The sequence below is a fragment of the Pseudomonas sp. B21-028 genome (assembly GCF_024749045.1).
In the GTDB taxonomy this organism is placed as follows: Bacteria; Pseudomonadota; Gammaproteobacteria; order Pseudomonadales; family Pseudomonadaceae; genus Aquipseudomonas.
Genome location: NZ_CP087184.1, coordinates 2,696,899 through 2,718,338 on the forward strand (window position 1 = coordinate 2,696,899; position 21,440 = coordinate 2,718,338).

At 60.1% G+C, this 21,440-nt stretch carries 21 protein-coding genes; 11 read left to right on the forward strand and 10 right to left on the reverse strand.

Annotation, left to right across the window (positions count from 1 at the left end; genetic code table 11):
• Window position 1: 1 nt before the first annotated feature.
• Window positions 2–988: a TauD/TfdA family dioxygenase gene (locus tag LOY35_RS12120; RefSeq protein ID WP_258632763.1), complete on the reverse strand. Its 987-nt coding sequence runs from the start codon at window positions 986–988 to the stop codon at window positions 2–4.
• A gap of 200 nt (window positions 989–1,188) precedes the next feature.
• Here LOY35_RS12120 and LOY35_RS12125 point away from each other — a divergent pair, with 200 nt between their 5' ends.
• The 3 genes from LOY35_RS12125 (at window position 1,189) to LOY35_RS12135 (ending at window position 3,359) form a co-directional block, all read left to right on the forward strand.
• Complete coding sequence (locus LOY35_RS12125; RefSeq protein WP_007895672.1) at window positions 1,189–1,404, forward strand: MbtH family NRPS accessory protein; 216 nt, start codon at window positions 1,189–1,191, stop codon at window positions 1,402–1,404.
• A gap of 24 nt (window positions 1,405–1,428) precedes the next feature.
• Window positions 1,429–2,847, forward strand: a complete 1,419-nt coding sequence (locus LOY35_RS12130) for a diaminobutyrate--2-oxoglutarate transaminase (protein ID WP_258632766.1) — start codon at window positions 1,429–1,431, stop codon at window positions 2,845–2,847.
• Window positions 2,848–3,116: 269 nt separating this feature from the next.
• Window positions 3,117–3,359 carry a YceK/YidQ family lipoprotein gene (locus tag LOY35_RS12135; RefSeq protein ID WP_258632768.1) on the forward strand — a complete coding sequence of 81 codons (243 nt, stop codon included), beginning with the start codon at window positions 3,117–3,119 and terminating at the stop codon, window positions 3,357–3,359.
• Between the two features lie 75 nt (window positions 3,360–3,434).
• Here LOY35_RS12135 and LOY35_RS12140 read toward each other — a convergent pair whose 3' ends face one another.
• Window positions 3,435–3,827: an ester cyclase gene (locus tag LOY35_RS12140; RefSeq protein WP_258632770.1), complete on the reverse strand. Its 393-nt coding sequence runs from the start codon at window positions 3,825–3,827 to the stop codon at window positions 3,435–3,437.
• Between the two features lie 218 nt (window positions 3,828–4,045).
• Between LOY35_RS12140 and LOY35_RS12145 the strand changes: the two genes are divergently transcribed.
• Complete coding sequence (locus LOY35_RS12145; protein WP_258632771.1) at window positions 4,046–4,585, forward strand: kinase inhibitor; 540 nt, start codon at window positions 4,046–4,048, stop codon at window positions 4,583–4,585.
• Window positions 4,586–4,590: 5 nt separating this feature from the next.
• Window positions 4,591–5,409, forward strand: a complete 819-nt coding sequence (locus LOY35_RS12150; protein WP_258632773.1) for a helix-turn-helix transcriptional regulator — start codon at window positions 4,591–4,593, stop codon at window positions 5,407–5,409.
• An 80-nt stretch (window positions 5,410–5,489) separates the two neighbouring features.
• Here LOY35_RS12150 and rtcR read toward each other — a convergent pair whose 3' ends face one another.
• Window positions 5,490–7,118, reverse strand: a complete 1,629-nt coding sequence (rtcR, locus tag LOY35_RS12155; protein WP_258632774.1) for an RNA repair transcriptional activator RtcR — start codon at window positions 7,116–7,118, stop codon at window positions 5,490–5,492.
• Window positions 7,119–7,325: 207 nt separating this feature from the next.
• On the opposite strand from rtcR, the gene LOY35_RS12160 reads away from it, so the two are divergent.
• Both LOY35_RS12160 and rtcA read left to right on the forward strand, forming a co-directional pair.
• A complete protein-coding gene (locus LOY35_RS12160) occupies window positions 7,326–8,552 on the forward strand; it encodes an RtcB family protein (RefSeq protein WP_258632776.1) in 1,227 nt (408 codons plus the stop codon).
• Between the two features lie 4 nt (window positions 8,553–8,556).
• Complete coding sequence (rtcA, locus tag LOY35_RS12165) at window positions 8,557–9,618, forward strand: RNA 3'-terminal phosphate cyclase (protein WP_258632778.1); 1,062 nt, start codon at window positions 8,557–8,559, stop codon at window positions 9,616–9,618.
• On the opposite strand, the gene feaR is transcribed toward rtcA, so the two are convergent.
• On the reverse strand, window positions 9,615–10,568 hold the full coding sequence (feaR, locus tag LOY35_RS12170; RefSeq protein ID WP_258632779.1) for a transcriptional regulator FeaR: 954 nt from the start codon (window positions 10,566–10,568) through the stop codon (window positions 9,615–9,617). The two genes, rtcA and feaR, sit on opposite strands and share 4 nt — an antisense overlap.
• A 204-nt stretch (window positions 10,569–10,772) precedes the next feature.
• On the opposite strand from feaR, the gene LOY35_RS12175 reads away from it, so the two are divergent.
• The 4 genes from LOY35_RS12175 to LOY35_RS12190 all read left to right on the forward strand — a co-directional run bounded on the left by LOY35_RS12175 (window position 10,773) and on the right by LOY35_RS12190 (window position 15,348).
• Window positions 10,773–12,191 (forward strand): APC family permease, encoded by a 1,419-nt coding sequence (locus LOY35_RS12175; protein WP_258632781.1) that lies wholly within the window; start codon window positions 10,773–10,775, stop codon window positions 12,189–12,191.
• A gap of 29 nt (window positions 12,192–12,220) precedes the next feature.
• Window positions 12,221–13,522, forward strand: coding sequence for an FAD-binding oxidoreductase (locus tag LOY35_RS12180; RefSeq protein ID WP_258632783.1), 1,302 nt, complete (start codon window positions 12,221–12,223; stop codon window positions 13,520–13,522).
• A 69-nt stretch (window positions 13,523–13,591) separates the two neighbouring features.
• Window positions 13,592–13,981, forward strand: a complete 390-nt coding sequence (locus LOY35_RS12185; RefSeq protein WP_258632785.1) for a nuclear transport factor 2 family protein — start codon at window positions 13,592–13,594, stop codon at window positions 13,979–13,981.
• A gap of 50 nt (window positions 13,982–14,031) precedes the next feature.
• Entirely contained in the window at window positions 14,032–15,348 is a 1,317-nt protein-coding gene (locus LOY35_RS12190; RefSeq protein WP_258632786.1) for an alginate export family protein, read from the forward strand.
• 201 nt (window positions 15,349–15,549) lie between these two features.
• Here the strand turns inward: LOY35_RS12190 and LOY35_RS12195 are convergent, their stop codons facing one another.
• Genes LOY35_RS12195 through LOY35_RS12220 form a run of 6 tightly spaced genes read right to left on the reverse strand, consistent with a single transcriptional unit; the run spans window position 15,550 to window position 21,423 of the window.
• Complete coding sequence (locus tag LOY35_RS12195) at window positions 15,550–16,917, reverse strand: isochorismate synthase (RefSeq protein ID WP_258632787.1); 1,368 nt, start codon at window positions 16,915–16,917, stop codon at window positions 15,550–15,552.
• Window positions 16,914–17,222, reverse strand: coding sequence for an isochorismate lyase (locus LOY35_RS12200; protein ID WP_258632789.1), 309 nt, complete (start codon window positions 17,220–17,222; stop codon window positions 16,914–16,916). Before LOY35_RS12200 ends, LOY35_RS12195 begins: the two co-directional genes overlap by 4 nt.
• On the reverse strand, window positions 17,219–17,977 hold the full coding sequence (locus LOY35_RS12205) for a thioesterase II family protein (RefSeq protein ID WP_258632791.1): 759 nt from the start codon (window positions 17,975–17,977) through the stop codon (window positions 17,219–17,221). The genes LOY35_RS12200 and LOY35_RS12205 overlap by 4 nt, the downstream gene beginning before the upstream one ends.
• On the reverse strand, window positions 17,974–19,572 hold the full coding sequence (locus LOY35_RS12210; protein ID WP_258632793.1) for a (2,3-dihydroxybenzoyl)adenylate synthase: 1,599 nt from the start codon (window positions 19,570–19,572) through the stop codon (window positions 17,974–17,976). The genes LOY35_RS12205 and LOY35_RS12210 overlap by 4 nt, the downstream gene beginning before the upstream one ends.
• The gene (locus LOY35_RS12215; RefSeq protein ID WP_258632795.1) at window positions 19,565–20,281 is read right to left on the reverse strand and encodes a VOC family protein; all 717 of its coding nucleotides are present in this window, start codon (window positions 20,279–20,281) and stop codon (window positions 19,565–19,567) included. The genes LOY35_RS12210 and LOY35_RS12215 overlap by 8 nt, the downstream gene beginning before the upstream one ends.
• The gene (locus tag LOY35_RS12220) at window positions 20,278–21,423 is read right to left on the reverse strand and encodes a Gfo/Idh/MocA family oxidoreductase (protein ID WP_258632797.1); all 1,146 of its coding nucleotides are present in this window, start codon (window positions 21,421–21,423) and stop codon (window positions 20,278–20,280) included. Before LOY35_RS12220 ends, LOY35_RS12215 begins: the two co-directional genes overlap by 4 nt.
• Window positions 21,424–21,440 lie beyond the last annotated feature (17 nt).

Here is a 21,440-nt window from a genome sequence, read left to right on the forward strand (position 1 = left end):
GTCAGTTTTGCTCCTGGGCAGGTTCGGCCATGGCGACGATCACTTGTCGGGGCCCTTTGAAGCTGGCGCGCCCATGGGCGACCAGCATGTTGTCGAGCATCAGGACGTCGCCTTTTTCCCAAGGGAAATAAACGCTGTTTTCGGCCAACACCCCACGAATTTCCTCCAGTGCACTTTCTTCCAGCTCAGTACCGTCGCCGTAATAGACATTGCGGGGCAGATCGAGCGGGTCATCATCGACAACCGCCATGAGGCTTTCACGAATCGCCGGCGCAAGATTGGAGACGTGGAACAAGTGCGCCTGGTTGAACCAGACCCACGCCTGGGTTTTCGGATGACGGGCAACGGCCTGGCATATCTGGCGGGTGCGCAGTTCGCCATCGTCTTTCCATTCGAATGCAATGCGATTGGCCCGGCAGTAGGCCTCGGCCACCGCAGGGTCCTCAGTGTTGAAGGCCTGCTCCCAGGACAAGTCCAGGCCGTTGCCATAATTGCGCACGTACATCAGGCGTTTATCACTGAAGCGCTGGCGTAAGGCGGGATCGAGCTGCTGGAAGATGCGACGACTGTCGGCAATAGGTGTTTCGCCACCCTCGACACTGGGCTGGACGCAATGGAACCAGATCTTCAGAGGCCATTGCAGGGTGTAGGACTGCTCATTGTGCAGGGGGATGGTTTGATGGGCGGGGTATTCGGTAGAAGTGTAGACACCTTGCTTGATCGCTTTACGAGGTGTCGAGCCGAATTCGTAATTGAGTAACTCATGGCCAAAACCGCGAGCCAGATCTTGAAAGGCATGTTCCCCGAGAACGTCGAACCCGCGCAGAAGCAGGGCGCCGGCCTTGTGCAATTGATCCTCAACCAACGCGTGAAGCTCGCCCAGGCACGGGCGTGTGCGCTCGAGCGGTTCAACCAGCAGTGGCAACGTTTTGTGCACCAGAAGTGGGCGCACGGATAACCCTGTTGCGTGCTCGACTTCCCGTCCCATGCGCTTGCTCCTTCTATTCGGTCATGTGTCAAAACGCCACTTTGCAGTGCGTTTTCTTGAGGCGAGAAATACTATCCGATACTACTGACAGTTGTTAATAATATTTATTAACATTCGCATTATTGTTTTTTGGCTGCCAGAATCATCCGCTCTCGCAGTCGTCAGGTTTCACTGGATAACCCTCATACAAGGAACTGGGAATGAGTTGGGACAATGCTGAAAGCGGTTTTATCGTGGTGGTCAATCACGAGGAGCAGTATTCGATCTGGCCGGATTACAAGGCGCTACCCGAGGGCTGGCGTGCGGCCGGCCAGCAAGGCAACAAGGCGCAATGCCTGGCCTGGATCGAGGAGCAATGGACGGACATGCGTCCGCTCAGTTTGCGTATGGCCCTGCAAGCCACCCCACAGCGCTGAACGCTCGCCTATAAGGACATTCGTATGGAAAGTCTTCACCGCTGGACTGACTCCGGCTCGATTTTTACCCTCGAACATTTCCGCCAGCAGCCACCGCGTGAGTTCAAGCCGGACGACCTGCTTGAACGCCAGGCCGTTCGCGAATCCAATGCCCGCTCTTATCCAAGACGTATTCCGTTGGCCCTTAAAGAAGCCCATGGACTCTATGTGCTCGACACGCGCGGCCAGGTGTTCATGGATTGTCTGGCCGGGGCCGGAACGCTGGCGCTCGGTCACAACCATCCGGTGACCATCGATGCAATGCGAGCAACGCTCGATTCCGGCTTGCCCTTACACACACTCGACCTGACCACCCCCGTCAAGGATGCGTTTGTCGAGGCCCTGTTCGCGGCATTGCCGCCGGCGTTCGCTGCGCAAGCACGCATTCAATTCTGTGGGCCGACGGGGGCTGACGGGATTGAAGCGGCCCTCAAGCTCGCGAAGATCGCGACGGGTCGCAAGGGCATCTTCTGCTTCTCCGGTGGTTATCACGGTATGACCCAAGGTGCATTGAGCCTGATGGGCAATCTGGGGCCCAAGCAATTGCCCGGCTCGCTGATGGCCGACGTGCAAGTGTTGCCCTATCCCTATGACTACCGCTGCCCATTCAATATTGGCGGCGAGGCGAGTATCGATGTAGGGCTGAGTTACATCGAGCAATTGTTGACGGACCCCGAATCCGGAGTCCTTCCACCCGCTGCGGTTGTGGTGGAGGTGGTACAAGGGGAAGGCGGCGTGATTCCAGCGCCGGCTCGCTGGCTTCAAGGGGTGCGCAAGCTGACCCAGCAGCATGGTGTCGCGTTGATCATCGATGAAGTCCAGACCGGATTAGGCCGTACCGGACGCATGTTCGCGTTTGAACATGCCGGGATCGAACCCGACATCCTGGTCCTCTCCAAAGCCATCGGCGGTGGTCTTCCGTTGTCGGTCATGGTTTACCGTGAAGCCTTGGACCTCTGGAAACCGGGGGCCCACGCAGGTACTTTCCGCGGCAACCAGATGGCCATGGCCGCGGGTACGGCAACATTGCGCTATATCCAGGAACAAGGCCTCGCGTCCCACGCCGAGGCCATGGGCGAGCGCTTGATGACTCAGCTTCGGCAGATTCAGCGTGATTACCCGTGCATCGGGCAGGTTCGCGGACGTGGCCTGATGGTGGGTGTCGAAGTCGTCTCGACGGCAGCTCAAGGCGCGCGCGTGGCACCGGCCGACGGCGTGATGGCAAAGGCCATTCAACAGCAATGCCTGCGAGAGGGCGTCATTATTGAACTGGGTGGGCGCCACGGGGCTGTCGTACGGTTCTTGCCGCCGTTAACAATCCAGGCTGCAGAGATTGATCTGCTGGTAGAGAAGTTTCAGTTCGCGTTGGGTAAGGCATGCCTTGATTCGGAGCTTAGGGGCTGAGCCAGACCCATCACGGCGGATTTTCTCAGAAGGCCCGCGCAAAAGGCGAGTGGCTGGTCAAGCTTCCGGACGTCTTCTCGACCAAGGGCGCAATGGCTATTGGCACGGCTGTCTGTACTGGCGCTGGAACATGGAGGTCTCACCTGCCGCAGGAACCTGGGCTGCAAAATCTTCCGTAACAACAGGGAGGAGTGGGCCGGTTTCAGTGCTAGAGTCTCGCCCTTCCAGGGTGAGGGTACATCATGCGGTTGATGCTAACGGTTTTGACCATGGCGCTGCTGACAGGGTGCGCGACTGTCAACGAAAGCTCCAGCTATGGGCACATGTGCGGCCTCCATCCTTACTGCGGCGTTACTGTCGATATGGAGATCATCAAAGGCGCGACGGACGACAACGCTGGGGCCATGAGTGCCCTGGCTCCGTTTGCGGTCATTGACCTGCCGTTCAGTTTCGTCGCCGATACGCTGATCCTGCCGTACACGATTTTTCATATGAAGAATGTCGACGAGTAGCGCTGGCTGATCACGACCATCAGAACTGCTGCGAGCCTGATGGGATTGCACCAGGGCCTGGGTGAAGAGCTGATGCTACGCTGATCGGAGCTGAGCTTCGATCGCTCCCTTATCGATGACCGACCAGACCTCGCGGATCCTGCCGTCCTCGAACGCGTAGAAGACATTTTCGGCGAAGGAGATGGGTGCCCCATTCACCGCAAGGCCCAGGAATTCCCCTGCCGGCGTGCAATTGAAGGCCAGGCGAGCTGCCAACTTGGGTGGATCGACCACCAGGAGTGCAATTGCAAAGCGCAAGTCGGGGATAGCGCGATAATCTGCTTCCAGCATGCTTCGATAGCCGTGCAACCCTAATGGCCTTGCGTTGTGAACCACATCCGGGTGCACAAAATGGCCTAGGTTTTCCCAGTCCTGTGCATTCAGGCAGGCGATGTAGTCGCTATAAAGATCGGCAAGGTTCGGGCTCATGGGGCTGATTCTCCTCTTCATGTCTGTTCTTGCCTTTGCGATCCTAGGTCCTATTGTCATGTCTCATCAAGAAAGTGAGCAGAACAGAAAGTCGCATAACCGAAACTGGTGCCGGTGAAGAAGAGCATTTCGGCACTCTTATCGAGCGTTTCGGCACAGTAGCCACGCTTTGTTCAACCTAGACTCGAGCTTCATTCTAAAACTCAGATGGAGCCGCGATGAACATCAGATCAGTCCTGCCTGCACTTTCCATGGCAGTAGCATTCAGTGGATATGCCGCCGACTTCTCGCTCACCAGCCAGGATATTGCTGACAACCGCCCGCTGACCAAGCGCGAGGTATTCCAAGGTTTCGGCTGCGAAGGTGGCAACACTTCTCCTGAGCTTTCCTGGGCAAACGCTCCCGCAGGTACCAGAAGCTATGCGATCACGGTCTATGATCCCGATGCACCGACCGGTAGCGGTTGGTGGCATTGGACGGTGGTTAACCTGCCGACTTCTACCAATAGCTTGCCAAGAGGAGTGGGAGCGAACCTGCCTGCAGGTGCAGTACAAGGGCGAACCGATTATGGCCGGCCGGGATTTGGTGGGGCTTGCCCACCTGTAGGAGATAAACCCCATCGATATCAATTCACCGTATGGGCATTGAAAGTAGATAAGCTACCACTCGACAGTGAGGCCAGTGGTGCCTTGGTTGGCTACATGCTCAATGCCAACGCCCTTGCCAAAGCGACCATTACTCCAACTTACGGACGTTAAGAACGATGCGCCCTTGTGACGGCATACAGCACCGGGAAAACATTATCGATGCGTGCGTCATCCGGGCGCGACAGCCGCTGACCTTGCCAAGGGTGTCGGTGTTCGTGACCACCTTGTGTCGAGTGAGGCAAGGGGAAAAACTGTTGCAATGGGATGATCGGGAGATGCGCGCCGGGCCGCAACATCTGATTCTGATGCCGGCCGGACGCGAGCTGGGTTTCTCGAACTTTCCCGGACTTCACGGTCACTACATTGCCGATGCGGTAACCTTTCCCGTCTCGATACTGCGTAACTTCAGCGCCCGGTATAGCCAGCAGATCACGAGTCGTCATGGTGCACTAAAGACTGATCTATGCGTCCCTCCGGACAGGCATACCACACAGGCGTGGGATCAATTGTTGGCCTCTATCCATGCGAACTCCCCGGAGGCATTACGTGCTCTCTATGGGGAAGCGGTTCTTCTGAGTCTGTGCCTTGGTGGCCAGGTCGGACCTCTGCTGATGGGGCGCAACGATCCAATTCGCGAACGTGTGCAGCAGATCGTGATGGGCAGCCCGGAGAAAGACTGGACGGTCGCGGGCATTGCACAACGCCTGAACCTGGGTGAGTCGACGTTGCGTCGCCAGCTGGCGAATGAGGGAGACAGTTTCAGGAATATCCTGGAGAGCGTTCGACTGGCGACGGCGTTGCAAGGACTGCAAACAACGTCTCGCCCTATTGGAGAAATTGCCGCGGCCTGCGGTTACGCCTCGGCCTCACGTTTTGCGGTGCGCTTTCGCTCACACTATGGTCTGTCGCCACGTGAATTGCGGGCAGGGATCTAAGCCTGAAACGTTGCGCTACGATCAGGGCCTTCCTTTGAAGGCACCAGGCATCCATGCGGCGTCGAAAAAAGAGTGACGTATCAACTTCCCCCATGACGATGTGCCAGTAGCCCAGGGACTTGGCTCCAGGTGATATTGAATCGCGCCAGATACTTTCGAATTCGATCGGAATCGTTGCTTGATGCCTTGGCTGATCGGCTCTGTGAAAAGAGTTTGCGACCGGCATCCGCCTGGCTTGCCGCTGTGCTGCAGACCTTCAGGACCGATTCCAGTTGAAGGCGATCAAACAGGTCGATCTCAAGGCCGGCTTTTGCCAAGTGTTCGGACAATGGGGCCAAGGCGGTCGGTATCCGCCAATCCGCGCGCAGTCGTTCCAGCTCGTCCTCCACCAGCGTCATGTCGATGCGGCCGCTGTCGGCCAGTGTGGCCATGCGAGTGATCGACGCAGAGAGTTGCCGGAAGTTGCCTGGCCAGGCGGCATCCCTGGCGGTGGCGAATGCCAGGTATCGACGCCGGGCTTCGGTGTTGAAGCGAACCATATGGCCGTTATCCCGGGCATGGCGCTGCAATTCGAAATCGATGTTTGGCTCGATGTCCTCGCTCCGATTGGCCAGTCCGGGTAGCACAAAAGTCCAGATGTTGATCCTGGCCAGCAGGTCTTCGCGGAACAGACCTTCAACAACGCGCGCGTGCAGGTCCCGATTGGTGCCCGCGATCAGCGTGAAGTCAGACTCGACCTGCTTGTCGGAGCCCATCGGCAAGAACTTCTTTTCCTCGATCGCTTTCAGGAGCATCGCTTGCTCGTCGAGCGGCAGTTCTCCGATCTCGTCGAGGAACAGGACGCCCTTGTGGGCCGAGCGCAGCAAGCCGTCGCGCGCCTGTTGGGCGCCGGTGAAGGCGCCTTTCGTATGTCCGAACAACGTCGACATGGCGGTATCGCCGCGCAACGTGGCGCAGTTCACCTCGACGAACGGACCTTCGACCTGATGACGACCCCGTTTCAGCTCGTAGATCTGCCGCGCGAGAAAGGACTTGCCTGCCCCGGTAGGGCCGCTGATCAGGATCGGTGCCCGGGATCGCACGGCGACCCGTTCGAGCTGTTCTATCGTCCGGTTGAACGCCGCGTTGCGGGTCGCAATACCGGACTTGAGCAGTTCGGTGCCTTCCAGGCGCTCGGCTTGGAATCGCTTGGCGATCTGGTCGTAGCGCTGGAGATCGAGGTCGGTGATGACGTGTTTGCCAGACGGGCCCGCATCAGCATCCCGCAAGCCAGTTGGCTGCGTCTGGATCAGCCTGGCAGGGATGTGCCGGGACTCGGCCAGCAGGAACCAGACGATTTGCTGGACATGGGTGCCCGTCGTGATGTGAACGAGATAATCCTCATCCTCCGTATCAAACGGGTAGTCAGCCGCGAAGTCATGCAGTGCGGCGTAGACCTCTTCGAAGTCCCAGGGGTTTCGCATCGCCATGGTATGCAGGCGAACCTCGGTCTCCGGCGAGACTTGGGCGATATCAGCCGCTATTTTCAGAGCGAGATCGATGTCCCAGCGCGCTTCGCCGTGAATCAGTTCCAGGCGATCGATCACCAGGTCGGGCTGCTGGCACAGCGAAAGGGTAGGGCGCCATTTGTTCCAGCGCTGCTCCCCCTTGCCGACGCGGTCGAGCTTTGACCCAAGAATCCCGATGGCGACTGTCTTTTTGTCCTGCATTGCTGAATATCTCAAAAGATAGCGAACGATAATTGAGTATAGTTTTTCGGCCTGTCAGTGAACAGTGCCGACCTGTGAGGACTAACGGCATTACGCTTAAAGTCATTTAATATCAATTGGATAGTAAAAATATGACCCGCCAACCGTAGAATTGGCATGCCGCTCGCTATAGAGCTCCCAAACAGAAATCACAGGAGCGAAAAAACAATGACCACTCAAACCTTCGAGCTGCTTGAAGTCGAAAACGGCAAGCCCATCAAGATGTGGACCCGGGGTGTCCCGGTTGAGCCAGAGGCCAGGCAGCAACTGATGAACACTGCGCAGATGCCGTTCGTGTTCAAGCACATGGCGGTCATGCCCGACGTTCATTTGGGAAAGGGCTCGACGATCGGGAGCGTGATTCCCACCAAGGGTGCGGTCATTCCCGCTGCCGTCGGGGTCGACCTCGGTTGCGGGATGTCGGCGGTCCGCACCTCGCTGCGCGCCAGCGACCTTCCCGATCATCTGTTCGGCCTGCGCTCTGCAATCGAGAAGGCTGTCCCGCACGGGCGCACCTCGGGGCGTAGCGGCCGGGACAAAGGGGCCTGGGAAACCGCACCGGCGATTGTCGACCAGGCCTGGTCGGCGCTTGAGGGGCGTTTCGACCTCATTACCCAAAAGCACCCCAGCCTTGAAAAGTCCAACAACCACAAACACCTCGGGACTCTGGGCACAGGCAACCACTTCGTCGAGGTGTGCCTGGACGAAGCCGACCATGTATGGGTGATGTTGCACACCGGTTCCCGCGGCGTAGGCAACGCGATCGGTAGCTATTTCATCGAGAAGGCCCGTGAGGAAATGCGCAAGCATATGGTGAACCTGCCTGACCGGGACCTGGCCTACCTGCGGGAAGGAACGTCCAGCTTCGATGACTACGTTGAGGCTGTCGAGTGGGCCCAGGATTTCGCCAAGCAGAACCGCGCGGTCATGATGTTGGCAGTGCTGGACGCCGTGCGGTCGGTCATCACCAAGCCCTTTGAGTCGCGGCTGATCGCCGTCGACTGTCACCACAACTACGTGGAGCGGGGCACCTACTTTGGGGAGGATATTCTTCTCACCCGTAAAGGCGCCGTCTCTGCGCAGAAGGGGCAGATGGGGATTATTCCCGGGTCGATGGGCGCAAAGAGTTTCATCGTGCGAGGCCTGGGGAACGAGGAAGCCTTTTGCAGTTGTTCACACGGTGCGGGTCGGGTGATGAGCCGTACCAAGGCGAAGGCGGTGTTTACCGTTGAGGACCAGGTGCGGGCGACCGCCCATGTCGAGTGCCGGAAGGATGCGGCGGTCATCGACGAGATCCCGATGGCCTACAAGGACATTGATGCGGTCATGGCGGCCCAGCGCGATCTGGTTGAAGTGGTCCATACCTTGCGCCAAGTCGTATGCGTGAAGGGGTGAGTGGATGGGCCAGGATCTGATTCTCATCGACGGCACCGACGGAGGAGGGCAGGTGCTTCGTACTGCCCTCAGCCTTTCCATGATCACCGGCCGGGCATTCCGGATGACAGGTATACGCGGCAAGCGCTCCCGTCCCGGTCTGTTGCGCCAGCACCTGACCGCAGTACGAGCGGCGGCTGAGATTTGCGGCGCTAGAATCCTTGGAGCGGAACTCAATTCGACCGCTATCGAATTCCGTCCCGGGACCGTAAAGGCAGGGGATTATTCATTCGCGATCGGCACGGCGGGCAGCACGATACTGGTATTGCAGACCCTGTTGCCGGCGCTGTTGCAGGCAACGGGACCGAGTACCGTCCGGATTACCGGCGGAACTCATAATCCGGCGGCTCCGCCTTTCGATTTCATAGAACAGGCGTGGCTGCCATTGATACGGCGTATGGGGGCACAGCTGGAATTGTCGCTGCTGCGTCATGGTTTTGTCCCCTGCGGAGGTGGCGTGATCGAAGCGACCATTCGACCATCGACGCTTGAACCATTGGTGCTGGACGGCGAGCGGGAACCCGTCACCATCGTTTCGGCTGAAGCGCTGGTTTCGGGCATTCCTGTCTCGATCGGGAATCGCGAACTCGATCGACTCTCGGCAAGGTTGAAGATTGAACGACGCGACCTGTCGGTTACTGATCTGGGTGACCAGGCGGGCCCCGGCAATGTGGTATCGATCACTGCCACCAGAGCCGGCGTTACCGAGGTGTTCGCGAGCATTGGGCAAGAGCGCGTACGCGCAGAGCAAGTCGCTGACGTGGCGATAGACGAGTTCACGGCGTGGGCCCAGTCAAACACAGCGGTTGGCAATCGCCTGGCGGATCAGTTGATGTTGCCGATGGCCATTGCCGGCGCTGGAAAACTGACAACGGAGCGTTTGAGCAATCACATCCGAACGAACGCAGCGGTGATCCAGCAGTTCATCGCTATTGATGTGCGCCTCACTCAACTTTCCGCTCAAGGAAACGTTGTTGTTGAGCTTCATGCTCGCCAATTGTCAGGACATGACAGCAATGGAGGCTAAGCGTATGGCTGGTGACGATAATCACTGGGAGATGAGCCAAAATGCCGTTTGAACGCTCGGGAGAAATGACTGAAATCCTTGAAGCCGCTCGATAAAGCGATGCTCATGATCTTGGTATCGCTTTGCTTGATCTGCTCTGCGCAATGCTGCAGGCGTCGTTCGAGGATGTAGCGGCTCACCGTCATATCACCTTGTGAAAATGTGCGATGCAGGTTGCGTAGCGAAACCCCCAGCATCGAGGCAAGGTACTCGGGCGTCAGGTTCTCTTGCATCAGATGGCGGTCGATGAGGGCCTTGGCCTTGAGCAATGTAGCGGTGTCGGCCCGGGGTGAGGTGGGTTGGCCGCCGGCATTGCCTATGGCTGGACGCAGCAGGGTGATGATCGCCTCCAGCGTTGCCCGGGTCTCTGGTTCTGACATGCCGGGATTGCCGATCAGTTGTTGCAACAGCAGGCCGCTCATGCGTCCTATCGGCGACGCTGCGTCGATACGATGGTTGATCTGCAACTGATGTTCCCGGAAGCGCTGGAGCACGGATTTACGTGGCAGGATCACCGAAACCTGGTCGCTCCAGCCCTCGAATCGAAAGTCGCAGGGCTGGCTTACATCCAGCAGTACCAGGTCACCACGGCGCAGGACGGTTTGCGTACCGGGCTGGCAGGCGATCGCCTGCCCATCCAGCTGCATGACCAGGAAGAAAAAATCCTTGTCGTCCTGGCGAATGTCGCGCTGTGATCGATGTACCTGGCGGCAATTGCTGATGATCCGCGCGCCTTTGACCAAGCTGTGTTCATCATCCACGGGGGTTACGGCACCGCGGAACTCTTCGATACCGCTTTGCAGGGGCGGCTCTACATGAAATGTCCCGCAGTTGGCCGAGAGGTCTCCATGCCAGGCCTCGAAGCCTTGGTGACCCAGGAACAGATTGGTCGGGTGACAGGCGGTATTCATCGGCTACCTCTTGCCAGTCACGCTGGCGTTATTATTCTGGATGGGGCAACGAACTTCGATATTCATAACATATTAACTAAATTTCAATCTGTCTTGGACCAGCGGTGGCGCTCATGACCATCTGCTTGCATTCTGGGTCATGGCCGGTTGGCCGGCGACAGGCGTTTAATGAAGGCTCAACACTCAAACGTGCGGAGTCCTTTCGTGGACAACAACAATAACAATCAGCATCTGCAAAAGACCTTGCGCTGGACAGATGCCTTCGCGTTATCAATGGCCGTCTCCGGCTCAATTTTCGCCTCCTTCGGTTTCGCACTGGGCGTGCTGGGGCCTGTGTACGCGCTACTACTGTGGGTGGGCTCGGCGGCCATCGGCGCCTGTCAGAACTGGATTTTTCTCGAAGTCTCGTCGATGTTTCCCGACAAGCCGGGCGGCATCGCAATGATCGCCACCGAAGGCTGGCGCCAGCGCTGCAAGCTTGTCGGCCCCTTGGCCTCATTCGGCTACTGGCTGGGCTGGTCAGCCGTGCTGTCGATCGTCAGTGTCAGTGCGGGCTCGCTGATCCAGGCGCAATGGTTCGCCGGGCAGGATTGGTCATTCTCTGCCGGGCCTCTTACTGTGGGATTGCCTCAGCTGATAGGCGCCGGCCTGTTGTTGATCTTCTGGCAGTTCAATCGACTGGGCGTCCATATGGCCGCCAGCGCCTCCAAATACATGGGCTTGCTGCTGTTGATCCCGATTCTGGTGTTGGCAGTGGCTCCGCTGTTGGGAGATAGCTGGAGTTTCGAGCACTTTCGCAATGCGCTGGTCGAGCCTGGGGATTTTGGTTGGGGTGGTCTGCGCACGGCCATGGTCTGGTTGTTCCTGGTCAGTTGGAGCGCCTACGGCACCGAGATGTGCGCGGCCTTCGGCCCCGAATATCGCAGCCAACGTGACATGCGTCTGGCCCTGCTCACCTCGGGTGGCTATACCGTTGCCGTCTTCGCTGCGGTCGCATTCGGCCTGGGTGGCATGGTCGACAGCGAGGCCGCGATGAGCAATCCCAGTGGCTTCTACATTGATGCGTTCAACGCGATGCTGGGTACTGGCTATAGCAGCTTCTTCGTCGCCACGCTGCTGGTGGGGTTGTTCATGGGGCTGAACGCGGCCTTGGCGGACGGTTCACGGGCGCTCTACGGCATGGCGCTGGAGGGCCTGACTGTTCGTCAGCTGGGCGTGCTCAACAAACATCAGGTGCCTGGGCGGTGCATGACCGTGGCCGTCGTGCTGAATCTGGGCATGATCTTCCTGCTGTCTTCTCCGCTGGCCATGCTGGTAACCGCCAACATTGGCTATCTGGTCGCTATTTTCTTCGCGCTCTCGGGGTTCCTGCTCTTGCGTCGGGATGCGCCCGAGATGCCTCGCCCGGTCAGATTGGGCAAGGGCTGGGTGCCTATTGCCTGGCTACTGACCCTCTTCACCGGCGCAGTGGTGTTGGTCGGAACGGCCTCGGCGGAATTGGCCGGTTATGGCGGGCTGAAGGAGGTGCTCAGCGGAATCGGCATCTTGCTGCTGTCCCTGGTGCTCTATGCCATTCGCCAACTGCAGGATCGCGCTGCCAATCGCAACGTCGTTTCACAATGATCGCCCGCATAACAATAAGGTGAAGGCTCATGCTGTCCGTTGAAAATCCTACGACCTATTACACCGCCACGCGCAAGTATGACCTCAAGTTTCCAGACCTGGAGCAGGACCTGGAAGCAGAAGTGCTAGTCATCGGCGGAGGATTCTCTGGCGTGAACACCGCGCTGGAACTGGCGGAGCGGGGAGTGACCGACATCGTGCTGCTGGAGGCCCGTTACCTGGGGTTCGGTGGTTCCGGGCGTAACGGTGGGCATGTCATGGCCGGTATCGGTCACGACCTGGAAAAAATCCGCAAAGACGTCGGTGAGTCCGGACTTCAAGCCATCTTTGAAATCAGCGACCTGGGTGCGACGATCATCAAGTCACGTATCGAGAAATACGCTATCGATGCGGATTTTCGCCACGGTTACGGCTACCTGGGTTTCAACAAGCGCCAAGGCAAGCTGCTGCGGACCTGGGAGAAGGAGTTCAAGCAACTGAGCCCGAATCAGGATATCGAATATCTGGAAGGTAGGGCGGTCAGGGATATCGTGGGTTCGGACGTCTACAGCTGCGCTCTCAAGCACATGGGCAACGGTCACATCCACTCGCTGAACATGCTGCTGGGTTCGGCCAAGGCGTTGGTTGGGCTGGGTGGGAAAATATACGAGAACACCCCGGTGCTGGAGGTGACCTACGGCGACACCATTACCGTGCGTACCGCCAAGGGTTCGGTCCGGGCCAGGAAGATCCTCTGGTCTTGTGGTGCTTTCCTGGATCGCCTGGAACCGCAGCTGCACAAGACCATGATCAGCACCTATGCCTTTCAACTGGTGACAGAGCCTTTGCCGACCTCGGTGATCGAGCAAATCAGCCCTATCCGGGGGGCCTTCAGCGATATTCGCCCGGTGATCGAATATTACCGGGTGACCAACGAGAATCGCTTGCTGTTCGGGTCGGCGACCCGGGTGCTGGAATACATCCCCAATGACCTGAAGGCCTGGAACCGCGGGTTGATGCTCAAGGTGTTTCCTTATCTGGAGCAAGTAAAGATCGACCTTGCCTGGGGTGGACCCATGGAGTGCACGGCCAATCTGTTTCCACAGATCGGCACGCTTGCGGGGCGTCCCAATGCCTACTTCGTCCAGGGCTATTCCGGCTTTGGCGTCACCCCCAGCCATGTGGTCAGCCAGGTGGTGGCTGATGGCATGACTCAGGGATCGAGGCACTGGGATGTCATGAGCGCGATTCCACGCACACGTATTGTCGGCAAGGACAACTGGCGCAACCTGATCTGCACCCTGGGCAAGGTCAGCCACCAGTTGGCCGGCTACACCAACGGCCGACGCTAAAGCACGGCCTGTTTCCCTGGCCCCTCAAGGGCCTTTCTCTACCCAATCGACCTTGAAAAGGACTCGACAATGACGACTGCTGCCTTGAATTCGGCGCTGCGATTGCGCCTGGACCTGCTCGAAGACCTATGGCGGCGTGATGACGCCGAGGGCATCACGCACGAGCTGTACACCGATGCGACCGAAATCACCGGTGCCGGAACCGACGCGCTCTACACCGGTAACGAGGCATTGACCGAGCTGCTGCGAGGGCTTGTTTCAGGCTCCGAGAGCGTCCAGATCCGCATTGATCGGCTGCACGCCCTGGGAGAGCTCGCGGCCTACACCTGGGTCACCTGGACCGTCCAGGTGTTCGATGGTGAACCGTTCCTGATGAAGAGTCTGTTTGTCTGGGAACTGACCGGCAAGGGATGGCGAATAGTGGCTGACATGTATGCCGAGGGTGAAATCCCGGCGTGATTCTCGGCCCGCATGCGGGCCGCTTCCAACTTTTGCGAGCGATCGACCAGATGCGAAAACAACAACTCAAGGCATCTCTGTCCCTGTTGTGGGTACTGTCTCCCTGGGCAGGAGCTGCAACGCTGTACCAAAGCGCGGACTCACAGATCAACGCCAAGCTGCAAGGCGCTGTGGGGGTATTCCATAGCGACGAAAGTTACGGGCAAACCGGCGTCAGGAAACCGGGCGGCAGCGACTGGCAGGAAGCCGTTTTGCAGTACGGGATGGATTTCAAGCATTCGACCCACAATTACGGCCAGCTTTATGGCGGGCTCGACTGGGTCAGTTCCGCCACGTTCGGCGATGGCGATGCAGCAGGCTGGACCCTCGGCGACGAACGCACCACCAAGCTTGAAAACGCCTATCTGGGTTGGAAGTCAGCGGCGTTGTTTCCGTTGCTTGGCCAGGATGGCCTCGATCTGTCCCTTGGACGCCAGACTGTCGTGATCGGTGACGGTTTCCTGATGTCCGGCGATGCGCTGAACCTTGGAAAAGGCTTGCTGGATGGCGAAGTCAATCGGGGCGGGGCGTATTACCTGACCGGTCGCAAAGCATTCGACCAGACAGCCATCGTGCGTTGGGGCGGTGATCGAGGCTGGCGTGGGGATCTGATGTGGCTCAAGTCGGATAATCCAGCGCAGGCCAAGCCCGAGTTGGCGGTCACAACCCTGGAGCATGTGAGCGACCCCGGTACGGTCGGGCTGACCCATATCAAGGTTATCGATACCGATGACAGGCTGGCTGAGCAGTTGTACCCCGAGCGTCGGGGTATGAAGCTCTCCAGCCTGAGGGCCCAGGGTAACGCGGGTGTTTCCAACTTGTTTCTTGCTGGCGAGCATGCCTGGGAAGACAAAGCGTCCGGGGATGAAAGTGCCTGGTACATGGAAGCCGGCTGGAGCTTTGCCGAACTCCCCGCAAAACCCGTCATCAACTACCGGTACAGTCGATTTTCCGAAGGCTACGACCCGCTGTTCTACGGCAACGGCCGTGCATTGGGTACCTGGTTCCAGGGTGAGGTGGCCGGCAATTATGCGGGCCCTTTCAACAGTAATGTGGCCGTGCAACATATCGGCATCAAGGCTGCCGTGAGCGATACGCTGAATATCGGCGCCTTGCTCTATAGCTTTGACACACTCGATACCCGGTTGGGCAACCGGGACGGCAGAGAGCTGGACCTCTACGCCGAATGGGCAATCGACGCGCATTGGGCACTCTTGCCCCTGGTAGGGATGTACAAGCCCGAACGCAGTGCCGAGGAAAACGGCAGTCAGTTGGGAGGAGCACAGAGGAACGTGTATGCCCAGTTGCTGCTGGCCTGGACGTTTTGATCATCAGTCCATTTCACGCTGATATCGGGTCCGGTCAAACTGACAACAGAGCATCCGAACCAACGCAGCGGTGATCCAGCAGTTCATCGCTATTGATGTGCGCCTCACTCAATTTTCCGATCAAGAAAACGTCTTCCTCTTTGGCGAGCCTTCATCGGTTCGCTTTTTTTTGCCTCCACAGGCGTCGTCACAAACCTCGCATCACTTCGCGAGTCGCAGCGCCCGCCCGATGCTGGCTAGCTTGATTTCGGTTTCCTGGTACTCGTCGGATGATCTGGACCCTTGGACGATTCCGCAGCCAGCGAACAAGTGACAATGTTTGGGGGTGAGCAGTGCGGAGCGCAGGGCCACCAGGAAGTCGCCATTACCCTGTGAGTCCAGCCAACCCACGGGAGCTGCGTACCAGCCTCGGTCGAAACCTTCGTTGCGGCGGATGAAGTCCAAGGCTGTCGTCCTCGGCAACCCTCCCACGGCTGGGGTGGGATGCAGGGCCTGGATGCCATCCAACAGGCTGTACTCTTCTTTGAGCCGGGCCTTCATTGGCGTGCTCAAGTGTTGCACGGTGGGCAATTTGAGCAGGCATGGGTGGGCTGCGGCTTGCAGGTCGGTGACTAGCGCGTTTAACCCTTGGGCGATGGTTTGTACTACCAGGTGGTGTTCGAGTCGTTCCTTTTTGTCTGCCAACAGACGCTCGCCTAAGGCTTGATCCTCATCGGGCGTGAGCCCCCGGCGAGTGCTACCGGCCAGTGCATGGGTGCTCAGGCAGCCGTCCTGGCTACTGAGCAGCCTTTCCGGAGTCGCCCCCATGAAACAACTGTCGCCGCGGTGCACCGCGAACAGATGCGATTGACTGCGCTGCTCATGCAGCCTGAGCATCACGGCACCGCTGTCGAAGGCCGCATCCAGCTGGTATTCAACATGCCGGGCCAATACGACTTTACTCAGCTCGCCGCCATCGATGGCGTGCAAGGCGTTGTCGACCTTGGCCTGCCACTGCGATGCCGGGAGTGCATTGCGTTCGATCACCCCGGGTGTCGATACAAGGGAGGGCAGGGCTCGGACCAGTTGTTGGTATGCGGCCAGACTGTCATGTGCCAGCGCGACGGGATCGCTGCCGGGTTCGACCCGCCGTTGACAGCGCAGCCAACGACCTCCGGCATCTTCGCTCACCAGCCAGTGAGCGAGGTGAAAACTGGCATCGGCGAACGCGGTCCAGTGCGGCGCGGTGGGCTGTTGCTCATCGAAGCGCATGCCGCCGAGGAGCAGCGGTGGGTTCGGCCCTTCGATCAATGCGTCGGCACAGAGCGTCGTCCATTGCCGGTTGATCTCGACCATGCGTTGGCTCCCCGAGGCCTCGGCTTGCCACTCGCAACCGAGGCCGAACAGCGTCAGGTCCGGCTGTCGTGAACACCAGAAAAAGCCTTGGCGATGAGCCGTATAGAGCCGCAAGGGATCCAGCGTCGGCGCTGGGCTGGAACTCACCGCCACGATTGGCCGCTGATTCATTTCCGCCAGTCGTCGAGCCTCCTGGAACAACGCAACCAGGCTGGAGAAATCTGGCGTTTTCATAGGACCTTGCTCTTTTTCTGCAGCCAATACGCAGTTTGTTCGGCGATGTACCAGTGAATGACCTGGTTGAACAAACCTTCAACGAACTCGCCGTCCAGCCCGACGTTTTCTGCCCATTGACGGCGCTGGGGCAACATCGCTGCGACACGCTCTGGAGCTGCGATACTGGCCTGGTCGGGCTTGAAGGCCGAAGCCGCCTTGACGTACCGCATGCGCAAGCCCAACGCGTCGACGATCCGTTGGTCAAGGGTATCGATGGCCTGGCGGATGTCTTCCAGGCCGCTGCAGTTTTCCGGGGTTTTCATGCCGAAGCTCCATGATGGTGGGCGAAGCGTTGCAACAGGTGGCTGATGACGTGTCGCGGCTGTTGCTTGAGATAGAAATGGTCGCCGTCGAACAGGCGGATATTCGGCGTGTGGCAGGTCAGGTCCGCCCAGGCCTGCGCCTGCCCGAGACTGACTTCCTCGTCACCCTCTGCCAGCAACACGTCGATGGGTGACGCCAGCGGTTGCAGCCGCTTGGGGCGCCAGGTTTCGATGGCTTGGTAGTCGCTGCGCAAGGTGGGCAGGAACAGCGTGCGCAGTTGTGGATCGGCCCACAGGCCGGCGGCATCCGCGTCCTGGCGCAGGATGTCGGCGATCAGCGTGGCGTCGTCCTGTCGGTGCAGGTCGCTGGCGGGTTGCCGGTGGGGCGGTGGGTGCGCCGATACGAAGACATGGGCGGCGCGGCGCCCGGCGGTTTCCAGGCGCAGGGCCACTTCATAGGCGATGGCCGCGCCCATGCTGTGGCCGAACAGCAGCGATGGCCTGGCGGGCAGCGCCATCAGCGCTTGAGCGACAGCGTCGGCCAGGGCACTGAGACAGGTGATGTGCGGCTCCTTGAAGCGCTCTTCACGGCCGGGATACTGCACCGCCAACAGGTCTATATCGCCGGGCAGGTGCGCCAGCCAGGGGCGAAAGAAGCTCGCGCTGCCACCGGCATGCGGCAGGCAGACCAGGCGTACCCTGGCCTGGGTGCCCTGGCGAAGGGCGCGCAGCCACAGATCGGCTTCGCCACTCATGACGCCATGACCTGCTCGGCCAGGGCCTTGCGATTGACTTTGCCCAGGCGGGTCAGCGGGAACTCGCTCAGGACCTGCAAGCGATCCGGCAGCTTGAAGGCGGCCAGGCCGCGCGCTCGCAGCCAGGCGTTGACCGAACCCAGTTCGATGGCTTCGTCCCGCACCAGCACACAGGCGCAACTGCGCTCGCCCAACAGTTCATCGCTCAGCGCCACCAGGGCGACATCGCGAATCTGCGGATGGCCCAGCAGCAGGTTCTCGATTTCCTCTACCGGGATTTTCTCGCCGCCCCGATTGATCACGTCCTTGGTCCGCCCTTCGACAATCAAGTGGCCTTGGGGCAGGCGTCGCACCAGGTCGCCGCTGCGGTAGAAACCGTCGGCGGTGAAGGCCCGCAAGTTCTGTTCGGCGGCGTTGTAGTAGCCGCGGATGGTGTAGGGGCCGCGCACCAGCAATTCGCCGATTTCACCGGGGGCCACCGGCACGTCATCGGCATCGACGATGCGGATCTCATCGTCGGCGGTCATCGGTACACCCTGAGTCTGGAAGACTCGGTCTTGCGGATCGTCCAGCGGTGTAAAGCACAACAAACCTTCGGCCATTCCGTAGACCTGTTGCAGACCGCAACCCAGCATCGGGCGAATGCGCGCGGCGATCTCGGCCTTGAGCCGGGCACCGCCGACCTGTAGCCATTGCAGGCTGCTCAAGTCGCTGGCGGTCCACTGCGCCATTTCCAGCCACAGCAACACCAGTGGCGGAATCAATGCGGTATGGGTGATCCGCTCGCGTTCGATCAATTCGAACGCTGTATCCGGGCTGGGCTCCGGTGAGAGCACCAGTGTCCCGCCAACGCTGAACACACCCAGCGCGCCAGGAGAGGCCAGGGGGAAGTTGTGGGCCACGGGCAGCGCCGCCAGGTAGCGGGTCTGGTCATCGAAGCCACAGGCGCGGGCAGCCAGCCGGGCATTGCAGGCATAGTCGTCGTGGGTGCGCGGAATCAGCTTCGGCAGGCCGGTGGTGCCGCCGGACAACAACAGCACCGCGACCTCCCGAGCACTCGGCGCAGGCAGCAGGCGCGGGACGGCGATGCAATCGTCCAGGGCGACGAACTCCTGCGCCGCGCCCACTACCCAGACATGCCGCAGGCTACGCGCCTGCTGGCGCAAGGTGCGCGCCAGTGGCCGGTAATCAAACCCCAGGTGTTGGTCGACAATGACGTAGGCGACCGCCTCGCTCAATTGCGCCAGGTGCAGCAGTTCGTGTTCCCGGTGCGCCGGCAAGGCGAATACCGGAATGGCCCCCAGGCGTAGCAGGGCGAATGTCAGGCTGAAGAACTCGGCGATATTGGGCAACTGCACCAGGACCCGCTCACCGGCAACGATGCCCATCCCGGCCAGGCCCGCCGCGAGCTGGTCGGCGCGTCGGTCGAGTTCGGCGTAGCTCCAGCGCCGGCGCCCGTCCACCAACGCTTCCTTGTCCGGGATCAGCTCCGCTTGCTGTCGCAGCAGGTGCCCCAGGGGCATGCCTTGCCAGTAGCCGCGGTCGCGATAGCGGCGGATGAAGTCTTCGGGCCAGTCGATGCATCCTTCAAGCATGGGATTCTCCTTGGGCGGCGGGGCAGCCCAGCAAGCGGGCGCCGTGCAGATTCAGTGGATGAGCGAGGCCGGCGATCTCAACCGCTTGTATGCCGGTTTGTTCGGCAGGCTGGATGCGCAACAACGGATCGTCGCCGGCCAACAGGTTGATGGCGGTGTGATCGGCGGGGTGTACGCCGAGGTGAATCGAGGCCAGGCCCGTGGCCCCATTGGGGTGGACCCTCTGCGCGGGATGCTGGTTGGGGCGATAGGGCGTCACTAGGAATGGCAAGTGATCGTGACGCGGGTACACAAAACGAAAACGGGTATGGCTGCCGTTTTCACACGTGCGACGCCAGTTCACCGTGCGGCCCATTTGCACGCCGCAGGCCGTCAGGCCCTTGAGCCTGGGCACCAGGGCCTGGTCGTCGCACAGCAGCGCCAGGTCGCAAAAGCCTTCGCCACTGGAGGCCCAACGCAGCATACGGCGCCCCGAGCCCCGGCCGGCCAGGCAGTCGATCGGCCATTTGAACAGCCAGGCGTGGCGCGGCGTTGTCAGCAGTTCGATGATCGGCCCCTGGCTGAACCAGATATGTGCGTGTTGCGCACGGGCCTGGGCGGTGGCGTAGTCGACCTGGAATCCGGCGGCGCGGAAATTCGTCACCGCCTGGTGCAAGTCACGGACCCAGATCAGCACGTGGCTGCAGGTCGAAGGAGACTGAGCGTTCAAAAGGACAAGGCTCCCAACAGTTGGGCGGTGTCGTCACCGCGAGGAGGTTGCACGGCGTCGACGCAGGCCTGGAGTTCGGCCAGGGGCAAGGCGCGAGGGATCGGTGGCTGGATCAGTTCGGGCATGCCGATGACAGTGTTCATCTCGCGCCAGGCCATCGACACTTCGGTAGCCCACATGCCGCTAAGCGGGCGTCGCGAGGGTTGCTCGATATCGCTGCACAGCGCATCGAGGCCGACGATCACCGCATCGGGCCAGACCTGGTTGAACACCTGGTGATAGCTGCCTGGCACCTGCCCATCGAGGATTGTCATTGGCGGTCCGGCCAGCCGTTCGCTGCCGGGGCCGGCCATGATCAGCCGGTCGGTGCTGTCTCGTGGTGCATGCAGGCGTGGGTTCCACAGCAGCGGCCCGTGGGTGTCGCCCAGGCTGAGTACGCCGGCTTCGCAACCCACTTCGATCCGGTGCAGGAGGAAGGAATGGTTGTCCGGGTCATGGGGGTGCACCTGGTTCTGGATGCGCAGGCTGATGGGCACTCCGTTGAAGCTGGCGTTCAGCCGGGTGAAGGGCTGTGCGCCGACCGGGGCCGCCGGCGCCGCGAACGTCCAGGGCCGCAGGCCGCCCGCCAGGCGCCCGAGGATATCCAGCAACGGATACGCCACCTGGCTGTTACAGCTGGCGTCGATGTAGACCAATCCCTGCTGTTCGCGCAGGTACTGGGCCACGGCGAGGAATCGGCGGATCGCCAGGATGTTCGGGTACAACGTATTGACTGCATACGCTGCCTGCCCCTGACGCGCGGCCTGCATGCACGTGGCGATTTCCCGATAGTGCACCGGGTGTTCCTGCAACACGTGGATGCCCCGGCGCAACAGGCTTTGGGCCAGCTCGCAGCCCGCGCCCCCGGTGGCCCCGGAACGTACTACTACACAGGCGATGTCGATGTCATCGGGTACCTGGTCAGCATCTTCATAGAGGGCTACGCCGTAATGTCGGGCGCAGGCCCGGGAGTACGCGTTACCCCGGGACAGAATGCCCGCCAGTTCATAGCGGTCCTGGGCGCGGGCCAGGGCTTGCAGGTAGATCCGGCCGAACGCGGTACCGGCGACGATCACCCGTTTACGTCCATCGAGCCGGTTCATGGATGGATCACCGGCAG